21 protein-coding genes are annotated in these 21,928 nt (G+C 62.2%); 14 read left to right on the top strand and 7 right to left on the bottom strand.

What is annotated here, in order from left to right:
* Window positions 1–32: 32 nt before the first annotated feature.
* The 5 genes from ACIGHL_RS17710 to ACIGHL_RS17690 form a co-directional block, all read right to left on the bottom strand.
* Entirely contained in the window at window positions 33–560 is a 528-nt protein-coding gene (locus ACIGHL_RS17710) for an MgtC/SapB family protein (RefSeq protein ID WP_128121002.1), read from the bottom strand.
* Between the two features lie 64 nt (window positions 561–624).
* Window positions 625–1,647, bottom strand: coding sequence for a DUF5924 family protein (locus ACIGHL_RS17705; RefSeq protein ID WP_128121003.1), 1,023 nt, complete (start codon window positions 1,645–1,647; stop codon window positions 625–627).
* A gap of 134 nt (window positions 1,648–1,781) precedes the next feature.
* Window positions 1,782–2,276, bottom strand: coding sequence for a DUF2726 domain-containing protein (locus ACIGHL_RS17700; protein ID WP_128121066.1), 495 nt, complete (start codon window positions 2,274–2,276; stop codon window positions 1,782–1,784).
* Between the two features lie 1,278 nt (window positions 2,277–3,554).
* On the bottom strand, window positions 3,555–4,205 hold the full coding sequence (locus ACIGHL_RS17695) for a response regulator (protein WP_128121004.1): 651 nt from the start codon (window positions 4,203–4,205) through the stop codon (window positions 3,555–3,557).
* Window positions 4,202–5,563: a PAS domain-containing sensor histidine kinase gene (locus ACIGHL_RS17690; protein ID WP_181690022.1), complete on the bottom strand. Its 1,362-nt coding sequence runs from the start codon at window positions 5,561–5,563 to the stop codon at window positions 4,202–4,204. The genes ACIGHL_RS17695 and ACIGHL_RS17690 overlap by 4 nt, the downstream gene beginning before the upstream one ends.
* A 659-nt stretch (window positions 5,564–6,222) precedes the next feature.
* On the opposite strand from ACIGHL_RS17690, the gene ACIGHL_RS17685 reads away from it, so the two are divergent.
* The 11 genes from ACIGHL_RS17685 (at window position 6,223) to ACIGHL_RS17635 (ending at window position 16,532) form a co-directional block, all read left to right on the top strand.
* Entirely contained in the window at window positions 6,223–6,948 is a 726-nt protein-coding gene (locus ACIGHL_RS17685; protein WP_499176419.1) for a methyl-accepting chemotaxis protein, read from the top strand.
* Between the two features lie 21 nt (window positions 6,949–6,969).
* Window positions 6,970–7,335, top strand: coding sequence for a response regulator (locus ACIGHL_RS17680; protein WP_021205875.1), 366 nt, complete (start codon window positions 6,970–6,972; stop codon window positions 7,333–7,335).
* 1 nt (window position 7,336) lies between these two features.
* Entirely contained in the window at window positions 7,337–7,660 is a 324-nt protein-coding gene (locus ACIGHL_RS17675) for an STAS domain-containing protein (RefSeq protein ID WP_128121007.1), read from the top strand.
* A gap of 12 nt (window positions 7,661–7,672) precedes the next feature.
* Window positions 7,673–9,901 (top strand): chemotaxis protein CheA, encoded by a 2,229-nt coding sequence (locus ACIGHL_RS17670; protein ID WP_128121008.1) that lies wholly within the window; start codon window positions 7,673–7,675, stop codon window positions 9,899–9,901.
* Between the two features lie 12 nt (window positions 9,902–9,913).
* Window positions 9,914–11,563: a methyl-accepting chemotaxis protein gene (locus ACIGHL_RS17665; RefSeq protein WP_128121009.1), complete on the top strand. Its 1,650-nt coding sequence runs from the start codon at window positions 9,914–9,916 to the stop codon at window positions 11,561–11,563.
* 10 nt (window positions 11,564–11,573) lie between these two features.
* Window positions 11,574–12,089: a chemotaxis protein CheW gene (locus ACIGHL_RS17660; RefSeq protein ID WP_128121010.1), complete on the top strand. Its 516-nt coding sequence runs from the start codon at window positions 11,574–11,576 to the stop codon at window positions 12,087–12,089.
* Window positions 12,090–12,091: 2 nt separating this feature from the next.
* Entirely contained in the window at window positions 12,092–12,898 is an 807-nt protein-coding gene (locus ACIGHL_RS17655) for a CheR family methyltransferase (protein WP_128121011.1), read from the top strand.
* Window positions 12,895–13,374, top strand: coding sequence for a chemotaxis protein CheD (locus tag ACIGHL_RS17650; RefSeq protein WP_128121012.1), 480 nt, complete (start codon window positions 12,895–12,897; stop codon window positions 13,372–13,374). The genes ACIGHL_RS17655 and ACIGHL_RS17650 overlap by 4 nt, the downstream gene beginning before the upstream one ends.
* Window positions 13,371–14,426 (top strand): protein-glutamate methylesterase/protein-glutamine glutaminase, encoded by a 1,056-nt coding sequence (locus tag ACIGHL_RS17645; RefSeq protein ID WP_128121013.1) that lies wholly within the window; start codon window positions 13,371–13,373, stop codon window positions 14,424–14,426. Before ACIGHL_RS17650 ends, ACIGHL_RS17645 begins: the two co-directional genes overlap by 4 nt.
* Window positions 14,427–14,535: 109 nt before the next feature.
* A complete protein-coding gene (locus ACIGHL_RS17640) occupies window positions 14,536–15,486 on the top strand; it encodes an alpha/beta fold hydrolase (protein WP_128121014.1) in 951 nt (316 codons plus the stop codon).
* Between the two features lie 134 nt (window positions 15,487–15,620).
* On the top strand, window positions 15,621–16,532 hold the full coding sequence (locus ACIGHL_RS17635) for an SDR family oxidoreductase (RefSeq protein WP_128121015.1): 912 nt from the start codon (window positions 15,621–15,623) through the stop codon (window positions 16,530–16,532).
* A 75-nt stretch (window positions 16,533–16,607) separates the two neighbouring features.
* Here the strand turns inward: ACIGHL_RS17635 and dauA are convergent, their stop codons facing one another.
* Complete coding sequence (dauA, locus tag ACIGHL_RS17630; protein WP_128121016.1) at window positions 16,608–18,341, bottom strand: C4-dicarboxylic acid transporter DauA; 1,734 nt, start codon at window positions 18,339–18,341, stop codon at window positions 16,608–16,610.
* Between the two features lie 194 nt (window positions 18,342–18,535).
* Between dauA and ACIGHL_RS17625 the strand changes: the two genes are divergently transcribed.
* Window positions 18,536–18,823, top strand: coding sequence for a PA4642 family protein (locus tag ACIGHL_RS17625; protein ID WP_128121017.1), 288 nt, complete (start codon window positions 18,536–18,538; stop codon window positions 18,821–18,823).
* A 299-nt stretch (window positions 18,824–19,122) separates the two neighbouring features.
* Window positions 19,123–20,628, top strand: a complete 1,506-nt coding sequence (gene mqo, locus ACIGHL_RS17620) for a malate dehydrogenase (quinone) (protein ID WP_499176421.1) — start codon at window positions 19,123–19,125, stop codon at window positions 20,626–20,628.
* Between the two features lie 55 nt (window positions 20,629–20,683).
* Here mqo and ACIGHL_RS17615 read toward each other — a convergent pair whose 3' ends face one another.
* Entirely contained in the window at window positions 20,684–20,896 is a 213-nt protein-coding gene (locus tag ACIGHL_RS17615) for a hypothetical protein (RefSeq protein WP_128121019.1), read from the bottom strand.
* Window positions 20,897–21,058: 162 nt separating this feature from the next.
* Here ACIGHL_RS17615 and ACIGHL_RS17610 point away from each other — a divergent pair, with 162 nt between their 5' ends.
* A complete protein-coding gene (locus tag ACIGHL_RS17610; protein WP_045429625.1) occupies window positions 21,059–21,643 on the top strand; it encodes a YajG family lipoprotein in 585 nt (194 codons plus the stop codon).
* Window positions 21,644–21,928 lie beyond the last annotated feature (285 nt).

Here is a 21,928-nt window from a genome sequence, read left to right as displayed (position 1 = left end):
GGTCTACTCCTGTGTGATGATCGCAGCTGGAGTCATGGGGCATTGTCCTGATCACGCCCCCTCTTGTTGGTACTGGCCGATCGATGCGCTGCATGTTGTTCCAGGCGAGGCATCAGCAGAAAGATGACCAATGCGAAGGCCGTTGTCATCACTGCGGTGGACTCATGACCCAGCCCCGTGGCGACGCCGATGGCCGCGGTCAGCCAGATTCCTGCCGCCGTGGTAAGGCCTTTGACGTCCTCCACCGAACTGCCCTTGAGAATAGTGCCGGCGCCCAGAAAGCCAATGCCGGTGATGATGCCTTGCATGACCCTAGACAAGTCTTCGATCGGCATCCCCGCTTCCAGTGGCACTAGAACGAAGAGCGCAGCACCCAGCGATACCAGCATATGGGTGCGCAGGCCGGCGGCCTTGCCCTTGTATTCACGTTCGTAGCCGAGCACGCCACCCAAAAACGCGGCCAGGACGAGCCGTACGGAGACGCGAATCGCATGCTCGAAGTCGGGGATGTCGGAAAACTCCGAGGCGACGGTGCGGGTCAAGATGTCCCACCATTCCATGCATTCCTCCCTTGGGCTTTAGCGGACGTGCTCTTCCGTTCGAGTACCGCCTGGTTTCAGCGGTTCATTCCACGACCTCGAAGCGCAGCATGCCGATCATCTGTCCTGCCTCGGTCATCACCCGCACGCGCCACTTACCTTCGGCCTGGTTTGGAAAGTTGCGCTTGTGGGTCCAGGCACGATAGCCGGCCTCCCGGCCACCGCTGATGTCCAGCGGGATGCGGTCGACCCGCTTACCGTTGTGCGTCCATTCATGGTAGATGCGTTCTTTCAGGCCGCGTGGCGCATTGATTGCGGTAAATGCGTAGAGGCCATTGCTGTGCAGCTGTTGGTTGGAAATTTCACGCAGACGATTGCCAGGCTTGCGCGAGGCATCATCGAGGGTCGTGGTCACGGCGACATCCGTCAGCCAGAGCGTTGCCGGCGGCACCCAGGTGCGTCCCACCCAACCGGCCAGACCGACCACGGCAGCGAGCGCCAGCACCCCCAGCACGCTTCTCCAGTTCCACGAAGCAAACAAGCCGCTGAGGCTCGGCAGTGCGAGTACCACGGCGATGCCCAATGCCCAGAGGTAACTTTGCGGTGTCGACAGGTGAAAGATGATTGGTAGCGCAGTGAGTAGAACGGCAAACAATGTCAGCGCATGAAATGCCAGATAGACCCAGCGTCGCGGCGCGAGCCACTTGTAATAGAGCGGATCGACCAGCGAGACCAGCGCTGCCACGCCCAGCATCACGGTGAACGCAGCCTGGCCACTGTTCCAGGTCGTGGTGATGAAAAAGAACGGGATGATGAAGAACAGGCTTTCCTGGTGGACCATTTGCGTCACATAGCGCAGCAAAGGCGGCGGCACCTTCCAGCCGAAGCGGCGTTCCAGACCGGCGCGTAGGCTTTTCTCCAACATCAGCCAGAGCCAGCTGAACAGCATCAAGGCGGCGATGACCTTGGCCAGCCCGGCGTGGCGCTCGACCAGCACAAAACTGGCCAGGCCCGAACAGAAACCAAAGAGTGCAACCGTGCCGGGGTAGCGGCGAATCAGCCGCGAGGCCAGATCGAACAGGCTCAAAAAGAGTGTCTTCAACGACATGACGACTTCACAGTGAGGGGTGTCTCCGATTGATACGAGGCAGACGCCGAACGAGCGAGGGGCTCATCGTTGTTCTGTAGGCAGGCTATTGTGCTTGAGTTCCCGGGCTGCCGTTCAGGCATCGCAGCGGCTGATTATGCCGAGCCGTGTGAGATGGGAGGGATTGCCTGATCAATGGCCGCACACAAGCGATCATAGGCGCGGGCGGTCTCCGGTGTCAGGCGGATCAGTGGTAGATCGATGGTCTGGCAGAGCTCATCGACGAACGCGTTGGACTCGTCAGGCTGCTCCATTTCGATGGCACAACAGGGCGTCAACGTCTGCGGATCGCACAATAGGAAATCGAACCGTGCCGCGGAGATGCGGTTGACCGCCTGATACCAGGGCGCACGCCGCGGAACCGCTGTGACTTCGACCACATCGGCGACACGCACCTTGCATAAGATCAGGAAGCGCTCACCTACGGCCTGCTGCAACAGGGCCAGTAATTCCTGCTCGCTCGGCTGAAAAAACGGCTCTTGCAGCCGGTAGGGCATGCGCAGCGCTGGGTGGTTGTACTGACGCTGCTTGATAAAAAAGACCAGCGCAAAGCAGACGAATGCCACCAGCACCAGAGCCAGGAAACTCATCATCGAGCGGCCTCCGGCACTGACAGAGGCGAGCCTGCAGAAACGAGCCATGACGGCATAAAAAACTCCGGTACGACGAATGTAGCTATTGGAGGAGGCGACCCCGGTGAAGTTCGTTCACCAGTCAGCGATGCGAGCGCCGCCTTGGAACGCTCGCAAATAGTTATCCCATATATCTGTTAAGTGTTCTGTGGATAACCTTGGGGCCAACAGCGCAGCGCCACAAGCCGCGCCGCTTTCCGTCACCTGGTCAACTTTTGATCAGGTCGCCACTACAGGTGAAAACACACAGCTAAACGGCTTTTGCAATCTCCAAGCAGGCCCATTCGTGGGTGTTCGTCCGTATGCATAACGTGAGGTTGGGAGTTATCCCCGATTGCTGTGGAGAGTGCTGTGGATAAAGGATGGTGAACCCTGCCGAAACGCCGCCGCACCTGGGCTGTAGCTGATCGGTTGTTTTTCATACAGCGGTATGGCAAACAATAGCTCACTGCCAGGGGAGGGGCATTGCCCGGCGTGTCGCAGAGCTGGGGTGCAGTTCGTTCAGCAAGGGGAGCAGCGGTTGCTGTGATCGCGTTGCTGGAATGCGCCGGGACACTGCGCGCTCGTTCAGGCCCTGTTGCGCGGTTCCGAAACTCCGTCCGCTGCGGCTGGTGCGTGATGCCGTCCATTGGAAAATACAGCCAGTGATACTGGTGCGGCGAAACGTGTCCGGCGGGCGCCAGGACTCCCTACGGCAAAAACCTCAGCAGCGCTCGCCAATGCAGACACCATTGATCCCTAAGGCGTAGTTGGCAAACAAGCTCTGGATCATCTCAAGACTGGGCATGGGCGGCTCCTCGTTATTGAAAACAAGCCTAGTCGCTTCCCGACGGCATGCCCTTTAGCTTTTGTTGATCGCTTCGATAGACCTGGTGACAAACTTATCCCCTTAGTCTGTGCAAGCTTCTGTGCATAACCTATTAGTGACCTTCGCAAACAGGCGCTATCACTGGCGTTGCGGGCGCTGATCAAGAACTGATCAGCTAACGCCTGAGTAGCGTTAAGTGGTTGTTACGCGGAATATTTTGCTTGACAGCGACTGCCTGGTGAGAGCTGGGAGCGCAGCCGTTTATTGTCCAGTATTACTGTGGGGCTCTCTGTGGATAACGTGGGGAAACGAAGCGCCAGGGCGCGCTACGACTGGTGTGTAGCTGGCTGGTCGTAAAATGAACAGCTGTGGCCGGGCTGACGCTCTGATTGGAAGTCATGGTGAGTGGCGCGGGGCCGACAAGCCTTTCAGTCATCGGTACTGACAAGACCTTTGCGCAGCGCATACAGCACCAGTGAGGGCACATCCCGCAGTTTGAGACGATCCATGATCTGCGCCCGGTGCGCATCCACCGTCTTCACGCTCAGGCCCAGGCCGCTGGCGATATCACGCGTCGAAACGCCGCGCACGATCAGCCGCAGGATTTCGATCTGGCGTGGCGTCAGCGACGGAGCGCCAGGCTGCTCGCGCTGGCCGCCTTCGATCACTGCCGACTGGATGACTGTCTGCGCGATACCGGGGCTGAGGTACGACTCGTTGCGCGACAGCGCCCTCAATGCCAGCTCCAGCTCCTGCGCGGCGGCGTCCTTGAGCAGGTAACCGCTGGCACCCAGGCGCAGCGCCTGCAGGACGTAGTCGGGCGTCGTGTGCATCGACAGAATCAGGAACTGCACATTGGGGAATTCGGTGCGCCACTGACGCAGGGCATCCAGGCCGCTCATGTGTTTCATGCTGATATCCAGCAGCAGGATGTCAGGCTTGAGTTGGGTGAGAATTCCGTGGACCTCGCTACCGTCGGCTCCTTCGGCCACCACCTCGTATCCTGGCTGGTCCTGTACCAGTGCCCGTAGGCCTGCTCTGACCAGTCCATGATCGTCAATCAGTGCTACCCGTTTCATGCATCTACTCCGTGGTGCGGGGATGGGGCTGCTATCGGCAAGCTTACGGTTACCCGTGTGCCGACCCCGCTGAGGCTTGCTATGTTCAGTTCTCCGCTCAATGCAGCGACGCGCTCTTCCATGCTGGTCAGGCCCAGACTTTGAGCGCGTGCACGAGCCGCTCGAAAGTCGAAGCCTACGCCGTCATCAATGACTTCGACCTGAAGAAGATTGACCGTACGGCGGATATGGACCTCCACGCGGCTGGCATGGGCATGGCGGGCGACGTTGTTCACCGCTTCCTGGACGATGCGGAACGCAACCAGCGCGATGTCAGGAGATAGGCCGACCGTTTCGCCATCAAGCTTAAGCGACCAGCGGGTATGTGCAGCTTCGAGGAAACGCGACAGGTGCCAGTGCACGGCAGCCTGCAGACCGAGCGTCTCGAGTTGCAGCGGATGCAGCGCCAGCGACAGGCTGCGCACCTTGGCCAGCGCTTCGTCGGCCGCGTCGCTGAGCTGGGCGGCGAGCCTGGCCAACACCGGTTCATGCGCCAGCGACCCGCACAGCCGTTGCAGGTGCAGCTTGAGGGCAGTGAGTTGCTGGCCGATGTCATCGTGCAGGTCACGTGCGAGCTGGCGGCGCTGGCTCTCCTGGACCTCCATCAGCCGCTGCGACAGATGTTGGAGGCGCTGGTTGGCCTGCTCCAGCTCGCGCTGCATCCGCTCCGACTCGCTGATGTCACGCAGCAACAGGAGCACGTCGTGGTATCCGTCGTTTTCCAGTAGCAGCTCGCTTACTTCGGCCTGGAACGGGGCGCCGTCGGCGCGCAGCAGGGTGACGTGTCGAAAGCACAGCGGGCTGATCACGCCACACTGCAGGCGGTCTAGCCGCTCGGCTTCGCGTGCTCGTAGGTCTGGGGCAACGTAGGGCTGCCATTCGCCTGTGACCGATGGCGCCTCGCCTGACGGATCGAACAGGCTGCCGGCCGCCGCATTGCAAAAGCGGACCTGTCCGCTGCGAATGATCACCACGCCATCAGGCAGGCTGGCGACCATCCGTTCGTAAATTCGCGGCGGATAGGTGCCGGTCGGCTCGGCTGGCGGCGATGGGGCGAGGTGCGCGGCGCGGGCGATTGCGCCTTTGCTGACGGCTGACTGTTGCGCCTGCATCGAGCGGAGCATGACCTGGATCGCCAGCCACACCAGCGCGGACGACAGCAGCACCGCCAGCAGGCTCCAGCCGATGGGCATCGATGGCCATGCCCCGACCCAGAGTCCGCATAGGAGCATGAGCCCCGCATGCAGCGCGGCGATCGCCCAGGGCATCCAGCGCAACAGTGAGTGGGACGAACCCAGGCGATCTGCAATGTTTGACACACGCTCCGTCATCTAAGAACCGTTACCTGCGGTTGGTGGGTGCCGCTGCGTGCGGCACCGCCAGGGGTAGCTGTTTCCGCGCGAGCGCTCTATCCAGCCTAGTCCGCGCACCGGCCCTCGCAACCTTGCAGCTCGATGGATGACGCGGAGGCGGCCGATGCTGCCCCGGCAGCGGCCGGGAAAACTTTAGGGCGTTGACACCTTAGGACACCCTACAGCCGCCTAGGGTTTTGCCTGATATCGCGGTCTCCGCTGGCTCCCTATCGTGCCGACCATTCGACTCTGTCTCGCGAGGCCGTACCGTGTTTGCCTACCCCGTACTCTGGATTGGAATCGCCACCGGGCTCGCCGGTCTTGCCCTGGGCTCGTTCTGGATCGTCGGTGCGGGCAGCGCCATTTGCGTCGCCGCTGCGGTGTTCCTGAAACCTCGCGCCTCGCGTGGGCCGGCCACCCCCGAACCAGTCACCGCGCCGCCGGTTGCCGTACCGGCCGTCGAGCCGTTGCTCAACGCCGTGTTGCCGACCTGGGACAAGAACCTAGGACAGGTGCGCGACATCCAGCAAAACAGCGTGCGGCAGTTGTTCGAGCACTTCGCTGGATTGTCGGCTCGCCTCAGCCAGACCCTGAGCAATTCGGACAATGTGATCGGCGGCGATGGCATGGCCAGCAGCCTGCGGCAGGCGCAGAACCGCCTCAATGAAGTGACCTCGGCGTTCCACGCCGCCAGCGGCCGCAAGGCCGAACTGCTGGGCACCATTGCCGACCTCAACGGCTACGCGGCTGAGCTGCAATCGATGGCCAAGCACGTGCAGGACATTGCCAGCCAGACCAACCTGCTCGCGCTCAACGCCGCCATTGAGGCGGCCCGGGCCGGAGACTATGGCCGCGGCTTCTCGGTGGTCGCCGACGAGGTGCGCAAGCTGTCGACGCTGTCGGCCGAGACCGGCCAGCAGATGGGCAACAAGGTCAGCGAAATCAACCAGGCGATCCGCGCCACTGTCACCGCGGCAGACGAACTGACCATCAGCGAGCGCGACAACCTGAGCTACCTCGACAGCGTGGCGGGTGACGTCATGCAGGGGCTGGGGCAGAGCCTCAATGAACTCTCGGTCACCTCGTTGCAGCTGCAGCAGGAAACCCGCGTCACCCAGGGAACCATCGAGGAGATCGTGGTCAGCCTGCAGTTTCAGGACCGAACTGACCAGATGCTCGACCACCTGCAGCACGACATGCAGCGTCTCGACCAGGCAGTGCGTGCCGGCGACAACAGCGTGAACGACCCGCAGCGCTGGCTGCGCGAGCTGCACCAGCATTTCACCACCGATGAGGAGCGCCACGGCAAGACCCGTAGCAAAAGCGCTGCCGACGACGTGACCTTTTTCTGATTCAACAAGGAGCATCACCACATGGCCAAGACCATTCTCATCGTCGACGACTCGCTCTCCATGCGCCAGCTGGTGAAGATGACCCTCACCGGCGCGGGTCATCAGGTCATTGAGGCCGTTGATGGCAAGGACGCGCTGACCAAGCTCAACGGGCAGAAGATCAACCTGATCATCAGTGACGTGAACATGCCGAACCTCGATGGCATCGGCCTGGTGAAGGCGGTCAAGGCCAATGCGGCCTACCGCTTCACGCCCATCGTCATGCTCACCACCGAAAGCGAGCAGGGCAAGAAGGCCGAGGGCCAGGCCGCCGGTGCCAAGGCCTGGATCGTCAAGCCGTTCCAGCCGCAGCAACTGCTGACAGCTGTCGACAAGCTGGTCGGCTGACATGCTCGAACTCACTTACGACCGCAGCGTGGAGCCGGCCCGGCTTCGCCTGTCCGGCAGCCTGACCATATACGAAGTCGGCGAGGCGCATGCGACCTTGCTGGGCATGCTGGCGAAGCCTGAGGCGCGCCCCTGCCTGCTCGACCTCGAGGCGCTCGAAGAAATCGACACCGCCGGTGCGCAGCTGCTGCTCGCGACCCAGCGTCATTTCGAGGCGGCCGGCGGCAGTTTGAAGGTGCAGGGGCCTGCTGCGGCGGTGGTCGAGGTGCTCGAGCTGTTGCGCCTGGACACCCTGTATCCCGACGTTCTACTGGCCCATCGCTAAAAGGAGATCGTGATGCTTGATGGCGAACAATGGAGCCAGCTGCTGCTGAGCTTTGTCGAGGAGGCCCGCGATCTGGCCAAGCAGGCCGAAGAGTACCTGCTGCTGCTTGACGAGTGCCCCACCGATGAACAGTCGATCAACGGGCTGTTCCGCGCAATGCACACGCTCAAGGGCTCGGCTGGGCTGTTTTCGCTCGCGCCGCTGGTTGGCTTTACCCATCACCTGGAAAACCTGCTCATGGCGGTACGTGACGGTGCGCAGAGCCTGTCGCCAGAACTGATCTCGCTGATGCTGCGCTGCCTGGATGAAATCAGCGCGATGATCGAGCTGATCGATACCGACAAGGGCGAGCTGCTGGTCGACGACAGCCGCCACCAGCCGCTGCTTGCCGAGCTCGCCAGCTGCATCAACGCTGCGCCCCAGGCGCCGCAAATCCCAGTCGTCATGCTGCCCGAGGACGGCTGCAACAGTCGTGGGCAGCTGGAACGCTGCGCCAGTTGCGACGCCGATGGCGCCTGGCACATCTCGTTGCGCTTTCACGCCGATCTGCTGCGAAACGGCTTCGAACCCAGTTCGTTCGTCCGCTTTCTGAGCCGCCTGGGCGACATCCTGCATCTACAGACAATCAGTGAATCGTTGCCCTCGCTGGCCGAACTGCAGCCGGAGACCTGTTACCTCGGCCTCGAAATCGCGCTGTGCACGCCGGCCAGCAAGGGCGAGATCGAGGAAGTTTTCGAATTCATCGAGGACTTCTGCACCCTGCGCATCCTGCCGCCGACCAGCGAGCTGGAAGACTACCTGCAGCTGATCCACGATTTGCCAGAAACGGACGCGCAGATTGGCCGGATCCTGGTCGCCAGTGGCCTGTTGACCGAGCGAGAATTGGAAGAAGGCCTGGCCCTGCAGGCCGCGGAAACGGTCGAGGTCAAGCCGCCGCTGGGCACGGTGCTGGTGAACGAAGGCATCGTCGGCCCCCAGGCGGTGAATGCGGCCCTGGCCAAGCAACAGGTTGCCCGTGAAAAGCGCAGCCAGGAAAACAGCCAGATCCGTGTGGCTGCAAACAAGCTGGACGAACTGATCAACCTGGTTGGTGAGCTGGTCATCAGCGCGGCCGGTGCACAGCTGCGTGCGCGCTCGCATGGCGATGCCAATTGCATCGAGAGCACCCAGACCGTCAACCAGCACGTCGAGCTGATCCGTGAAGCCGCACTGAAGCTACGCATGATCGAGATCGGCGACACCTTCAACCGCTTCCAGCGCGTGGTGCGCGATGTCAGCCAGCAACTGGGCAAGGACATTCGTCTGGATATCCGTGGCGCGGACACCGAGCTCGACAAGGCGGTCATCGACAAGCTGGCCGACCCCCTGACGCACCTGGTGCGCAACGCCATCGACCACGGTATCGAGTCAGCAGAAGGCCGCGTCGCCGCGGGTAAACCGGTCGAAGGCCACCTGCGGCTGAACGCCTATCACGAGTCGGGCATGATCGTGATCGAAGTGGCCGACGACGGGCGCGGGCTCAACACTGCACGTATCCGCGAAAAAGCCATTGCCCGTGGGCTGATCGACGCCCAGGCGAACCTGCCCGAGGCCGATATCCAGGCACTCATATTCGCCGCCGGGTTCTCCACCGCCGAAAGCGTGTCCGACCTGTCCGGCCGCGGCGTGGGGCTGGATGTGGTGCGCAGCGCTATCGATGCCTTGCGCGGCACCATAGAGATCGATTCCCGTGAAGGCCTGGGCTGCACCTTCCGCATCCGCCTGCCGCTGACGCTGGCGATCATCGATGGTTTCCTCGTCAGCCTTGGCGATGACTATTTCGTGATCCCGCTGGACATGGTCACCGAATGTCTGGAGATGGACGCCGAGCAACTCAGTTCAGGCGCTTACGGCTACCTCAATCTGCGCGGCAAGCCGCTGCCCTGTCTGTCCCTGGCCGCCCACTTCAACCTGGCGGAAAGTCACGCCAAACGCCGCAACATCATTGTCGTCAGCCAGGGCCGGCAACAGGCCGGGCTGATCGTCGATCACCTTCACGGTGAACTGCAAACCGTCATCAAGCCGCTCGGGCAGCTGTTCCAGCACCTGCAGGGCATTGGTGGCTCCACCATCCTGGGAACCGGGCAAGTAGCCCTGATCCTGGATATCCCCAGCCTGTTCCGTTACCTGCAAAACCACGTCGACGCGAATCCTGCTGCCCAGCGCATCAGCCAATCCCGCCAGGACCTCGCAGGCCAGTAAGGAGAAACAACCATGAACGTATTCGGTAACTTCAAGATAGGGACGCGCTTGATTGCGGGTTTCCTGATAGTGGTGGCACTGACCATTACCGTTGGCATGCTGGGTATACGTAACCTCGAGCACGTCAACGAGCTGTCGGACCAGATGTATGAGCGCGAGATGATCGCGTTGAACAATATCCAGTCGGCCAATGTGCAGCTGATCTATGTGGGACGTAGTCTGCGTTCGAGCCTGCTGGCCACCAGCCTGGAGGAGCGTGACTCTTCCATCAAACGGACCCGCGAGGCGATCAGCAAGATGTATGAGTACATCGAGCTCACCCGCACCAGCTTCGTGACGCCCGAAGGCCTCGCCCAGTTCGAGTCGCTCAGCGAGCCGATTGCCGCCTACGTGCAGACCGTCGAGCAGGCCCTAAAGCTGCGCGAAGCCTCCAGCGAGGTGCGCCCGGCCGACGAGCTGACCGTCATGCTGCCGCAACTGCGTGAGACCGGAAACAAGGCCGACGATCTGCTGACCGCCCTGGTTGAGCGCAAAGTCGCCAATGCCAAGCAAGCCAATGAAGATATCACGAGCATCTATCTTAGCTCGCGGACCCAGATGATTGGCTTGGTGATCATCGCGGCCGTGCTGGGCTTCGGCATCGGCATTCTGGTCACACGCAGCATTACCCGGCCGCTCAACCGCGCCGTGTCGGTTGCCGATGCGCTCGCGGCTGGCGACCTCAGTGTGCAGGTGGAGGTGAACAGCAAGGACGAGACGGGCCAGTTGCTCAACGCCATGAAGAACATGGCCGAGCGGCTGCGTAGCGTGATGGGCGATGTGCGCAGCGCTGCCGATTCCCTGTCCTCGGCTTCGGAGGAAGTCAGTGCCACCTCGCAATCGCTCAGTCAGGCGGCTAGCGAGCAGGCGGCGGGTGTCGAGCAGACCACCGCGTCGGTGGAGCAGATGTCTGCATCCATCGCGCAGAACACCGAAAGCGCCAAGATCACCGACAGCATTGCCGGCAAGGCCGCCAATGACGCCGTAGCCGGTGGCCGGGCAGTGCGCGATATGGTCGTTGCGATGAAGCAGATCGCGGACAAGATCGGCATCATCGATGACATCGCTTACCAGACGAACCTGCTGGCGCTCAACGCGGCCATCGAGGCGGCGCGAGCGGGCGATCATGGCAAGGGGTTCGCTGTGGTGGCGGCTGAAGTTCGCAAGCTGGCCGAGCGCAGCCAGGTGGCGGCCCAGGAAATCGGCGGCGTGGCCGGCAGCAGCGTGCAACTGGCCGAGCAGGCCGGTCGCCTGCTCGACGATATCGTGCCGAACATCCAGCGGACTTCGGACCTGGTGCAGGAAATCACTGCGGCATCCCAGGAGCAGAGCACCGGCGCGGGCCAGATCAATATCGCCATGGGGCAGATGAACCAGATCACCCAGCAAAACGCCTCGGCGTCCGAAGAGCTCGCTGCCACCTCCGAGGAGATGAACGCCCAGGCCTCGCAACTGCTGGAGCTGATCGGCTTCTTCCGTCTCGATGCGCGCGATGGGGTCGCTCAGGGGCTCGGTCGTCAGCCACAGGCATCCAGCGTCAAGCCCAGCGGCAACCGCTCGGTGCGCAGCATCCGCAAGCCGACCGCCATGGCTGATGACAGTCAGTTCGTCAGCTTCACATAAGGGGGCGCAGATGAATTTTCCACAGGTAAGCGGTGCCGCCAGCACCGCGACGGCTGACATTCAGCACCTGTCGTTCCGGGTGCGCCAGGCACGCTACGCGTTGCCGATCGAGCTGGTACGCGAAATCATCGAGTACGGGCAGATCACCGGCGTGCCGATGATGCCGGCGTGCATCCACGGCGTGATCAACCTGCGCGGCAATGTGGTGCCGGTGCTGGACCTGGCCGCACGCTTCGGTATGGAGCGCACGGTGCCGAGCAAGCGGACCTGCATTGTGATCATCGAGCTGGACCTGAACGACGTGCTGCAGCGCATCGGCCTGGTGGTCGATGCGGTCGACGCCGTGCTGGATATCCAGGCTGCCGATGTCGAGCCCGCGCCAGGGTTCGGCGCTGGGATTCGCACGGAGTTCATTGCTGGCATGGCGCGCGACGAGCGGGGCTTCACCATCATTCTGGACGTGCGCAAGGTGTTGTCGCTGGACGACATCCTGCAGATCAGCCAGGCGATGGCGCAGGCGAGCTGAGCATGCCGACGTCGAGCCTGCCGGTGCTGGGCGAGCAGGAGTTCCGGTTCCTGCAGCAGCTGATGGCCGAGGCGTCGGGTATTCATCTGAGCGACAGCAAGCGGCCGTTGGTGGCCGGCCGCCTGATGCGCAGGTTGCGGGCCCTGAACCTGAGCAGCTACCGCGACTACCTGTTGCTGCTCAAGGATCCGACGAAGCAGGCCGAGCAACGCCTGGTGATCGACCTGCTGACCACCAATGAAACCTACTTCTTTCGTGAGCCGCAGCATTTCCAGTTCCTGGCCCGCTGGCTGGACGGCCGGCGCGGACCGTTGCGCATCTGGAGCGCCGCCTGTTCGTCTGGTGAAGAACCCTACACCCTGGGCATGGTGCTGGCCGAGCATGGGCCGGCCGAGTGGTCGATCCTTGGCAGCGACCTCAGCCGCACGGTGCTGGAAAAGGCCGAGGCTGCGATCTATCCGCTGGACGAGTCGAGCAACTTTCCGCCTGGCTGGCTCAAGCGCCACTGCCTGCGCGGTATCGGTGAGCACGAGGGCGCCTTTCGCCTCGGTCAGGACTTGCGGGAGCGGGTGCGCTTTCGCGAACTGAACCTGATGCGGCCGTTGCCTGAAGACATCGGCCGCTTCGATGTGATCTTCCTGCGCAACGTGCTCATTTATTTCAGCGCCGAGGACAAGCGAGCCATCGTTGCCCGCCTGATCGAACGCCTGCGCGTCGGCGGTTTGCTGTTCATCGGCCATGCGGAAAGCCTGCATGGCTTCGGACTGCCGCTGCGCAGCGTCGCTTCTTCGGTATTCGAGCGCCTATGACCGCGCCTCGTTTTCTCATGCCTGGTGAGTACCTGTTCGGTCCGCTTCAGGAGCCGGTGGCCACGCTGCTTGGCTCGTGTGTCGCCGTTACCCTGTGGCATCCGCGGTGTCGCCTGCTTGCCGTAAGCCATTTCGTCGTGCCCCGCAGCGCCTCCGACCAAGATGACACGCGCACCGGCGAAGCGGTGTTCGCGCGGCTGCAGCGCGACATGGTTCGCCACTGCACCGCGCCGGAGGAATACCGCAAAGGGCTCTATGGCGGCGGCACCTGCTTGCAGCCAGGCCGGCGCAACAGCCTGCAGATCGGGCTGATGAATATCGCGTTCGCCCGTGAGCAGTTCGCCTTGCTCGGTTGGCGCGTCGACGATGAGCAGCTCGGTGGCTTGGGTTATCGACGATTGACGGTCGATGGCCGAGACGGACGCCTGAGCTGTCAGTCGTTCACCACGGCCAACCTGCTGGAGGGCACCGCATGATCAAGGTGTTTATCGTCGATGACTCAGCACTGGTGCGGCAGGTCTTGTCGGCCTGTCTGGAAAGCCATCCGAATATCGAGGTGATTGGGCAGGCGGCCGATCCACTGTTCGCGCTGGAGAAGATGCAGCGCAACTGGCCCGATGTGCTGGTGCTCGACGTCGAAATGCCGCGCATGGACGGCATCACCTTTCTGCGCAAGCTGATGGCCGAGCGGCCGACACCGACCATCATCTGTTCGACCCTGACCGAGGCGGGCGCGGCCATCACGCTCGAAGCGTTTGCAGCGGGCGCCGTTGGCGTTTTCACCAAGGCGCGACTCGGACTCAAAGACAGTCTGCTGCAGCTCTCCAGCGATCTGATTAAACAGATCCAGCAGGCCGCCGCGACCCGTCCACGGGCTGTGGCTGCACGCACCGCGACGGTAGCGGCACCGGCGCGCCCGGCGGAGCCGACCAGGAGCGCCCTGACCACCACCGACAGGGTCGTTGCTCTGGGTACGTCCACTGGCGGCACCCAGGCGCTGGAACTGGTGCTCAAACAGCTGCGTGTCGACTCGCCTGGCATCGTGATCGTCCAGCACATGCCGGAAAAATTCACCGCCGCCTTTGCTCAGCGTCTCGACAGCCTCTGCCAGATTGAAGTGCGCGAGGCCCGCCATCTGGATCGCGTGCGCTCTGGGCTGGCGCTGGTGGCACCCGGCGGCAAGCACATGCAACTGAAACGCAGCGGCGCGCAGTATTTCGTCGAGGTGCTCGACGGGCCTCCGGTCAACCGGCACAAGCCGTCAGTGGACGTGCTGTTTCGCTCTGTCGCCCGACATGCCGGGCATAACGCGCTGGGTGTGATCATGACCGGCATGGGCGACGACGGCGCCCGTGGACTGCTGGCCATGCGCGAAGCCGGCGCCCGCACAGTGGCCCAGGACGAAGCCAGCTGCGTCGTTTTCGGAATGCCCAAGGAGGCCTTGCAGCTGGGTGCGGCGCAGTGCACCGAGTCGCTGGAAAACTTGCCTCGCCTGATCACCGAATATGCACGCGCACCGCTTGCATGACGGCGGTTGCGCTTGGCGGGTACGCCGCTGTGTGAATTAGAGGCTCGCTTTGCTGCGTGACGGGACTCCGCCTAAGATCACGGACGCTTCTGCACACAAGGACAACAAGGTGAAGATCGTTCTGCAACTGGTGACTGCTCTAGTCGTACTGCTCTTCCTGATCATTGCGGTGCTGGTGGCGCTCAGCTGGGCGCCGCCACGACCGGTCGAAAGCCTGACCGAACGCTGGGCGCCGGAGCCGTCCGGATTCGTCGAGGTGTCCGGCATGCAGGTGCATGTTCGTGACGAGGGGCGACGTGAGGATCCCGTTCCGATGGTGCTGCTGCACGGCACCTCGGCGAGCCTGCATACCTGGGAAGCGGTGGTCGACGAACTGAAGCAGCAGCGGCGGGTGATCAGCCTCGACCTGCCGGGGTTCGGTTTGACCGGCCCCTTTCCCGACGGCGACTACCGCATGCGCCATTACGTCGACTTCCTCTCGACATTCCTGGACAGGCTGAACGTGGAGCGAGCAGTGCTCATCGGCAACAGCTTTGGTGGCCAGCTCGCCTGGGAAATGGCGCTGGACCAGCCCGGGCGTGTAGAGCGACTGGTACTGATCGATGCGGCAGGTTACCCGCGCCAATCGACCTCAGTACCGATCGGTTTCAAGCTTGCCAGCATTCCGGGTTTGGCGCCGCTGATGGCCAACATCCTCCCGCGGCGGTTGGTCGAGTCGAGCACGCGCAGCGTCTATGGCGATCCAGGCAAAGTGACGCCGGAGCTGGTTGATCGCTACTACGAGCTGACCCTGCGTGAAGGCAATCGTGAGGCGCTGCGCGAACGGTTCAAGCAGGTGCCGGCAGTCGACAATTCCAAGCGGATCGCATCGATCCAGACGCCGACGCTGATCATCTGGGGCGGGCGCGACGGGTTGATTCCGCCGCTCAATGCGCGCCGCTTCAAGGACGACATCGCTGGCAGCGAGTTGGTCATGTTCGAGGACCTCGGACATGTGCCGCAGGAGGAGGCCCCGTCGCGAGTCGCCGCGGCCATCCGGGCGTTCCTGCCGCAGCCCTGATGCTGCCACATCATCCCGCAGCCTTATGTTCGGGCATTCATTCGCGGTCGTTTGATTGTGGACAGCAGTGGCCTCGCCGACACTCGTCAGAGACTTTGCAACGCATCCAACAATAATCCGCTGGAGGAATTTCCATGAGTGAAGCCATTCGCTTCGAAGACAAGGTGGTCATCGTGACCGGTGCCGGTGGTGGACTCGGCCGCGCACATGCGCTGCTGTTCGCCCGCCACGGCGCCAAGGTGGTGGTCAACGACCTCGGCGGCAGTGCCCAAGGCGAGGGCGCCAACGCCTCGGCAGCCGATCGCGTCGTCGAGGAAATCCGCCAGGCCGGCGGCACTGCGGTGGCCAATCATGACTCGGTGACCGACGGCGACAAAATCGTCCAGCACGCGCTGGACAGCTTCGGCCGAATCGATGTGGTGGTGAACAATGCCGGCATCCTGCGCGACAAAACCTTTCACAAGATGGAAGACGCCGACTGGGATCTGGTCTATCGGGTGCACGTCGAGGGCGCCTACAAGGTGACCCGCGCCGCCTGGCCACACATGCGAGAGCAAGGTTACGGCCGAGTGATCTTCACCGCCTCGACCTCCGGTATCTACGGCAACTTCGGTCAGTCCAACTACGGCATGGCCAAGCTGGGTTTGTACGGGCTGACGCGCACACTGGCCCTGGAAGGGCGCAAGAACAATATTCTGGTCAACGCCATCGCGCCGACCGGCGGCACGCGCATGACCGAGGGGCTGATCCCGCCGCAGGTTTTCGAGCAGCTCAAGCCCGAGCTGGTCAGCCCGCTGGTGGTCTTTCTCGCCAGCGAGCAATGCCAGGAAACCTCCGGCCTGTTCGAGGTCGGCGGTGGCTGGATGGGCAAGGTGCGCTGGGAGCGGAGCCTGGGTGCCGGTTTCGATCCGAAGGCCGGCTTTGATGCCGAGGACGTTGCCGCTCATTGGCAGCAGATCTGCAATTTCGACAACGCGGCGCATCCGGCCGACAACATGGAAGCGTTGAAGGAAATGATGGCGAACCTGCAGAAGTACGCCGGTTAAGCTGCTGGCCGCTGCGGTCGCTTGAGCTGCAGAAACGCGTGGCACGCTTCTGCAGCTCAATAAGCTTTTCTCGTATCAGGCGGCTGGTCCGGTTGCTGCCGGCGCCGGTAACAGGCGCAAGGCTTTTGCCCGAGCCTGGATCAGATTGCGCACGTAGTACAGCTGCCCTTCAAGCGGGTGAATGCCGGCGCGGCGCAGCTTGAGCCGTAACCGGACATTGCTGCCGGACAGAATCAACGCGATGCCTTGCTTGCGGTAGTCCAGTAGAACGTTTTCCAGCGCTGCCAGGGCGGTCATGTCCATCATCGGCACGCCGCTGATGTCGACGATGACGATTTTCACGTCTGGATTGAATCGCCGCAGCACGCTCAATGCCTTTTCGGCGGCGCCGAAGAACAGCGGGCCACGAATCGCATAGGCAGCGACGTGTTCGGGCAGGTCTCGGAGGACGGGGTTTTGCCCAAGATTCAGGCGGGTGGTGTCGGTCAGCTCGCTCATGCGTTTGATGAACAGCCCTGCCGCGAGCAATAGCCCCACGCCCACCGCCAGCACCATGTCGAACAGGACGGTCAGGCTCAGGCAGGTCAGTAGTACCAACACATCGCTGCGTGGTGCTATTCGCAGTGTCTTGAAGACATGCGGCGCTTCGCTCATGTTCCAGGCCACCATTAGCAGCAGCGCCGCCAGGGCGGCCATCGGCAGATAGCTGAACAGCGGTGCCAGCCAGAGGATCGCCACCAGCACCACACCTGCGTGAATGATCGCCGCCAGTGGTGAGAACGCGCCGGCGCGTACGTTGGTGGCGGTACGCGCAATGGCGGCGGTCGCCGTGATGCCGCCGAACAGCGGGGCGACCAGGTTGCCGATGCCTTGACCCAGCAGCTCGGCGTTCGGGTCGTGGTTGCCGCCGGCCATGCCATCGGCGACCACCGCACAGAGCAGGGATTCGATGGCGCCGAGCATGGCAATGGCGAACGCCGGCGCCAACAGTTGGTGAAACAGCTCGAAGCTCAGCACCAGCGGTTGACCGTCAGGGCCGGGCAACAGCCATGGCCAGGCGAAATCCGGGAGGAATGGTGGAATGCCGGGATGCACCACATCCCCGACTACATAGCTGAAGCGCTCACCAAGCGTGGCGACGGTAAGGCCGGCCGATTCCAGCGCCATTGCGACGAGTGCACCAATGACGAGGGCAACCAGATGGCCTGGCACTTTGGGCACCAGCCGCGGCCAGACGATCAAGACGCCCAGGCACAGCAGGCCAACAAGTGCGTCACCCAACTGCGCGCTGGGCAGGGCGCGCACCAGCAAGCTGAGCTGTTCCGCATAATGCTGCGGCTGCTCGGTCAACGTCAGCCCGAATATGTCCTTGAGCTGGAGGGTCGCGATGACGATGCCGATGCCTGCAGTGAAACCAAGCGTGACGGGGTAGGGCACAAAGGCGATCAACCTACCGGCACGCAACAGCCCGAGCGCGATCAGGATCAACCCGGCGAGCATGGTGCAGAGCAGCAACCCGCCGAGGCCGAATTGCTGGGTAATCGGCAGGAGGATGACGACGAAGGCTGCGGTAGGACCGGACACGTTGAACCGCGAGCCTCCGGTCAAGGCGATCAAGGGTGCAGCAACCAGCACCGTATACAGACCGTGCTGCGGCGCAACACCTACCGCTATCGCCAACGCCATGGCCAAGGGGATGGCGATAATGCCCACCGTCAAGCCGGCCGTGATGTCGCCGCGCAGTGCCGGCACTCCGTAGCCGGAACGCAGGGTTTGACGCCAGGCAGCGAACAACGGCGGAAGCTTCATTCCAGACACTCCATGTGCGCAAAGCGCCAGTATAAGCACTGGCTATACCGCCGGGCCTGCAAGAACGCAACATCGCGGTTAAATCGAAGATTTTCGTGTACGACCTTTGTCTTATCGGCCTTTGGCGCGTTGAGTGCACCGGTCGTGCAGAGTAAACTGCCGCCCCCGAAAGGCCCCGTCGAACCGGAGAAACCATGCGTAAAGACAAGAAGAAGGTGATCGGCGAGGAAGTCAGCGACGAGTCGATCAAATTGTTTCTCGAGCCGGAACCGGCTGACGACACGCCGCCTTCGTTGCACAAGCTGATCAAGGCATATCGCGGTTTGCGGGTCGATGATTTCGAGCGTTTTCTCGGATTCTTTGTCCAAGCCGGGTATGACCTGAATGCGAAGGATGCCAAGGGGCAGGACTTCGTAGCGTTGATCGCGGATCAGCGTCAGGCCGAGCCCTATATCGAGCTGATCGAGGCCGCGCGCGGCTGAGCTCGTCTGTAACCGTCGAGCTTCAAGCATGACCTGGCTGAGCAATTGGCAGCCGCAATAGATTTTCTCGCTGCACGCGTCCCGTAGAGCCCAGGCTTGTCGCCCCGCTCCGGGAAGCAGACGCGCGAGAGGGAGGAGGCCAAAAGCCGCTCTCCCGACAGCGGGTAGGGGCTTTCGAGTTCTCCTGCCTTCGGGCACAAGCCCGAGCAGCGGTATAGAAACCTCCTCCGTTTCTAGCCGCCAGGCTGGTGGTTCTACACGATCGCGTACTGCGGTCGTGACAGTTTAATGCTGTGATTCTGGAGAACGCGTTAATGACGCAACACGATAGCGAAGCCGTGGATTTGGTGCTGGTGGGAGCCGGCATCATGAGTGCGACTCTGGCAGTACTGCTCAAGGAACTCGATCCCAACATCAGGCTGGAGATTGTCGAACTGCAGGAATCCGGGGCCGTCGAAAGTTCGAATCCCTGGAACAACGCCGGCACCGGCCACGCCGGTCTCTGTGAGTTGAACTACACGCCGGACAGCAAAGACGGCTCGATCGACATCAAGAAAGCCGTCACCATCAATACCCAATTCGAAGTGTCGAAGCAGTTCTGGGCCTACCTAACGGGCCGTGAAGGCTTCGGTAGCCCGCGCGACTTCCTCAATGCGGTGCCGCATCTGAGCTTCGTGCGGGGCACCAAGAACATCGACTACCTCAAGCGCCGCTTCAATGCGCTGAAAACCCATCACGCCTTCGAAGACATGGTCTACAGCGAAGATCGCGCGACCATGGAAGAGTGGATGCCACTGATGATGCCGGGCCGTCCGCTGGACGAGCCGATCGCCGCGACCCGCGCGATGAACGGCACGGACGTCAACTTCGGCGAGCTGACCCGGCAGATGCTGCAGTACCTGGCCGCCAAGCCCGGCGTAAAAATGTCCTACTTCCAAAAAGTCACCGGCCTGGCTCGCGACGGCAAGGGCTGGCGCGTTGAGGTCAAGAACACCCGTGACGGTGGCGGTCGTGAGATCAAAGCCGGCTTCGTCTTCCTCGGTGCCGGCGGCGCAGCGCTGCCGCTGCTGCAGATGTCCGATATCGAAGAAGGTAAGGGTTACGGCGGCTTCCCGGTCAGTGGCCAGTGGCTGCGGTGCGACAATCCGGAGATCGTCAAGCAGCATCAGGCCAAGGTCTATAGCCTGGCCGCAGTAGGCGCACCGCCCATGTCGGTTCCGCATCTGGATACCCGTGTCGTGGATGGCAAGAAGTCTCTGCTGTTCGGGCCGTACGCCGGCTTCACTACCAAGTTCCTCAAACACGGCTCGCCGCTTGATCTGCCGATGTCGATCCGTCCGGCCAACCTCAAGCCGATGCTGGCCGTGGCGCGGGACAACATGGACCTGACGCGCTACCTGATCAAGGAAGTTCGGCAGTCGATGGGCGACCGTCTTGAAACCCTGCGCGGCTTCTACCCTGAAGCCAAGGCAGAAGACTGGCGCCTGGAAGTGGCTGGGCAGCGGGTACAGATCATCAAGAAGGACCCGAAGAAGGGTGGCATCCTGCAGTTCGGCACCGAGTTGGTGTCGGCCAAGGATGGTTCGATCGCCGCACTGCTAGGCGCGTCTCCGGGTGCCTCGGTTACCGTTTCGATCATGCTTGACCTGATCGAGCGTTGCTTCCCCGAGCAGGCGAGGAGCGAAGCCTGGATCGGTAAGCTCGCCGAAATATTCCCGGCGCGGGAGAAGGTTCTCGAAGCCGATGCAGCGGTCTATCGCGAGGTCGTTTCCAGAGTCGACAAGCATCTGGGGCTGGCCGACTAGCTAACAAGACACGCTGTAAGCAAGCCGCGCTGCCGTTAAGGGCTGCGCGGCTTTTTTATGCGTGCGGGATGGGGCCGGAACGCTGCTGTAGACCTGCTTGAGGCAATGGCTTGCCGATCCAGCCGAGACGAATTTCCGCTATCTCGACCCAGCGTTCACCCTGAGGGCGCTCATTGGCCGTCAGCAGCATGCGGCAGCGATCCTGGTCGTCCAGCAGGGCGTAGTGACGCGGTGGGCGTTGTCGGAACAGGGTTTTGAATAAAGACATGACCAGGCGCTCGTAGGGCTGCTCGCCGTTATCGCACCCTGAGGTTACGGTTGCATGAATGGAACGTGGCCGGCCTGCAGGCGGTCTTTAGGGCATCACTGTCAGGCGGTTGCGGTGCTGGTTATACTGCGCGCCATCCATCCCTAACCTGGAGTAAGCAGTATGCTGAAACGCCTGTTGTTCAGCCTCGCCGCCGCGTCAGCACTGGTGCTCGCCGGTTGTGCCCACAGTCCTCAACAGCTCGACCCCAATCCGAAACTCACCGATACCATCAATCCCGTCGGCCAAGGTCAACCGGTAGCTGTGCGTGTGGTTGACGGTCGCCCCTCTGCAACCTTGGGTACCCGTGGCGGCCTGTATCCGGAGACCAGTGCGGTGATCGTGCCGAAAGAAAAAGTCATTCCCAAGCTGCAGGCCCAGGCCGAAGCGGCGGTCCGGTTGCTGGGGTTCACTCCGTCGGCCAACGCCTACAACGCGCCGCAACTGACCCTGACCCTAGCTGAACTGAAGTACCAATCGCCGAAGGAAGGCCTGTACGTTACCGAGGCTACCATTGGTGCGACCTTCCGCGTCGAGGTGCAGAACGGCGGTCGCCGCTATACCGGCCGCTACGGTGCTTCTTTGAACCAGCGCTTCGGTATGGCACCGAATGAGCAGACCAACACCAAGCTGGTAACCGAGGTGTTGAGCGATGCGCTGACCCGCACCTTCCGCGACCAGAATATTGGTCAGGTGCTGGCGCAGTGAGCCGCAACTAGCCCAGACGGTCATTTGCGACAGAATAGAACCCCGCCCTTTGGCGGGGTTTTTGTTTCGCTGACGCTCTGCCGGAGAGCGGTGCGCTTTATGCTTGTTGGCCACACACGCAGTAAACCGAGCGGGGAGCGACACCCAGCGAGGTGCCCGACGCGTGCAGCTGCCTGAGTAGTCGCGAGCATCGCCTCATGTAAACCAATCCGAGCGACTGCGCGCCTGTCGAAGGCTGAAAAAAAAACGCCCCGAACTTGTGGGGGCGTTTGTCTCAGCGGTGTG

The organism is Pseudomonas sp. NPDC077451 (assembly GCF_044543345.1).
Lineage (GTDB): Bacteria > Pseudomonadota > Gammaproteobacteria > Pseudomonadales > Pseudomonadaceae > Stutzerimonas.
Note: the sequence above shows the minus strand (reverse complement) of the source record. Positions and strands in the feature narration are given on the sequence as shown.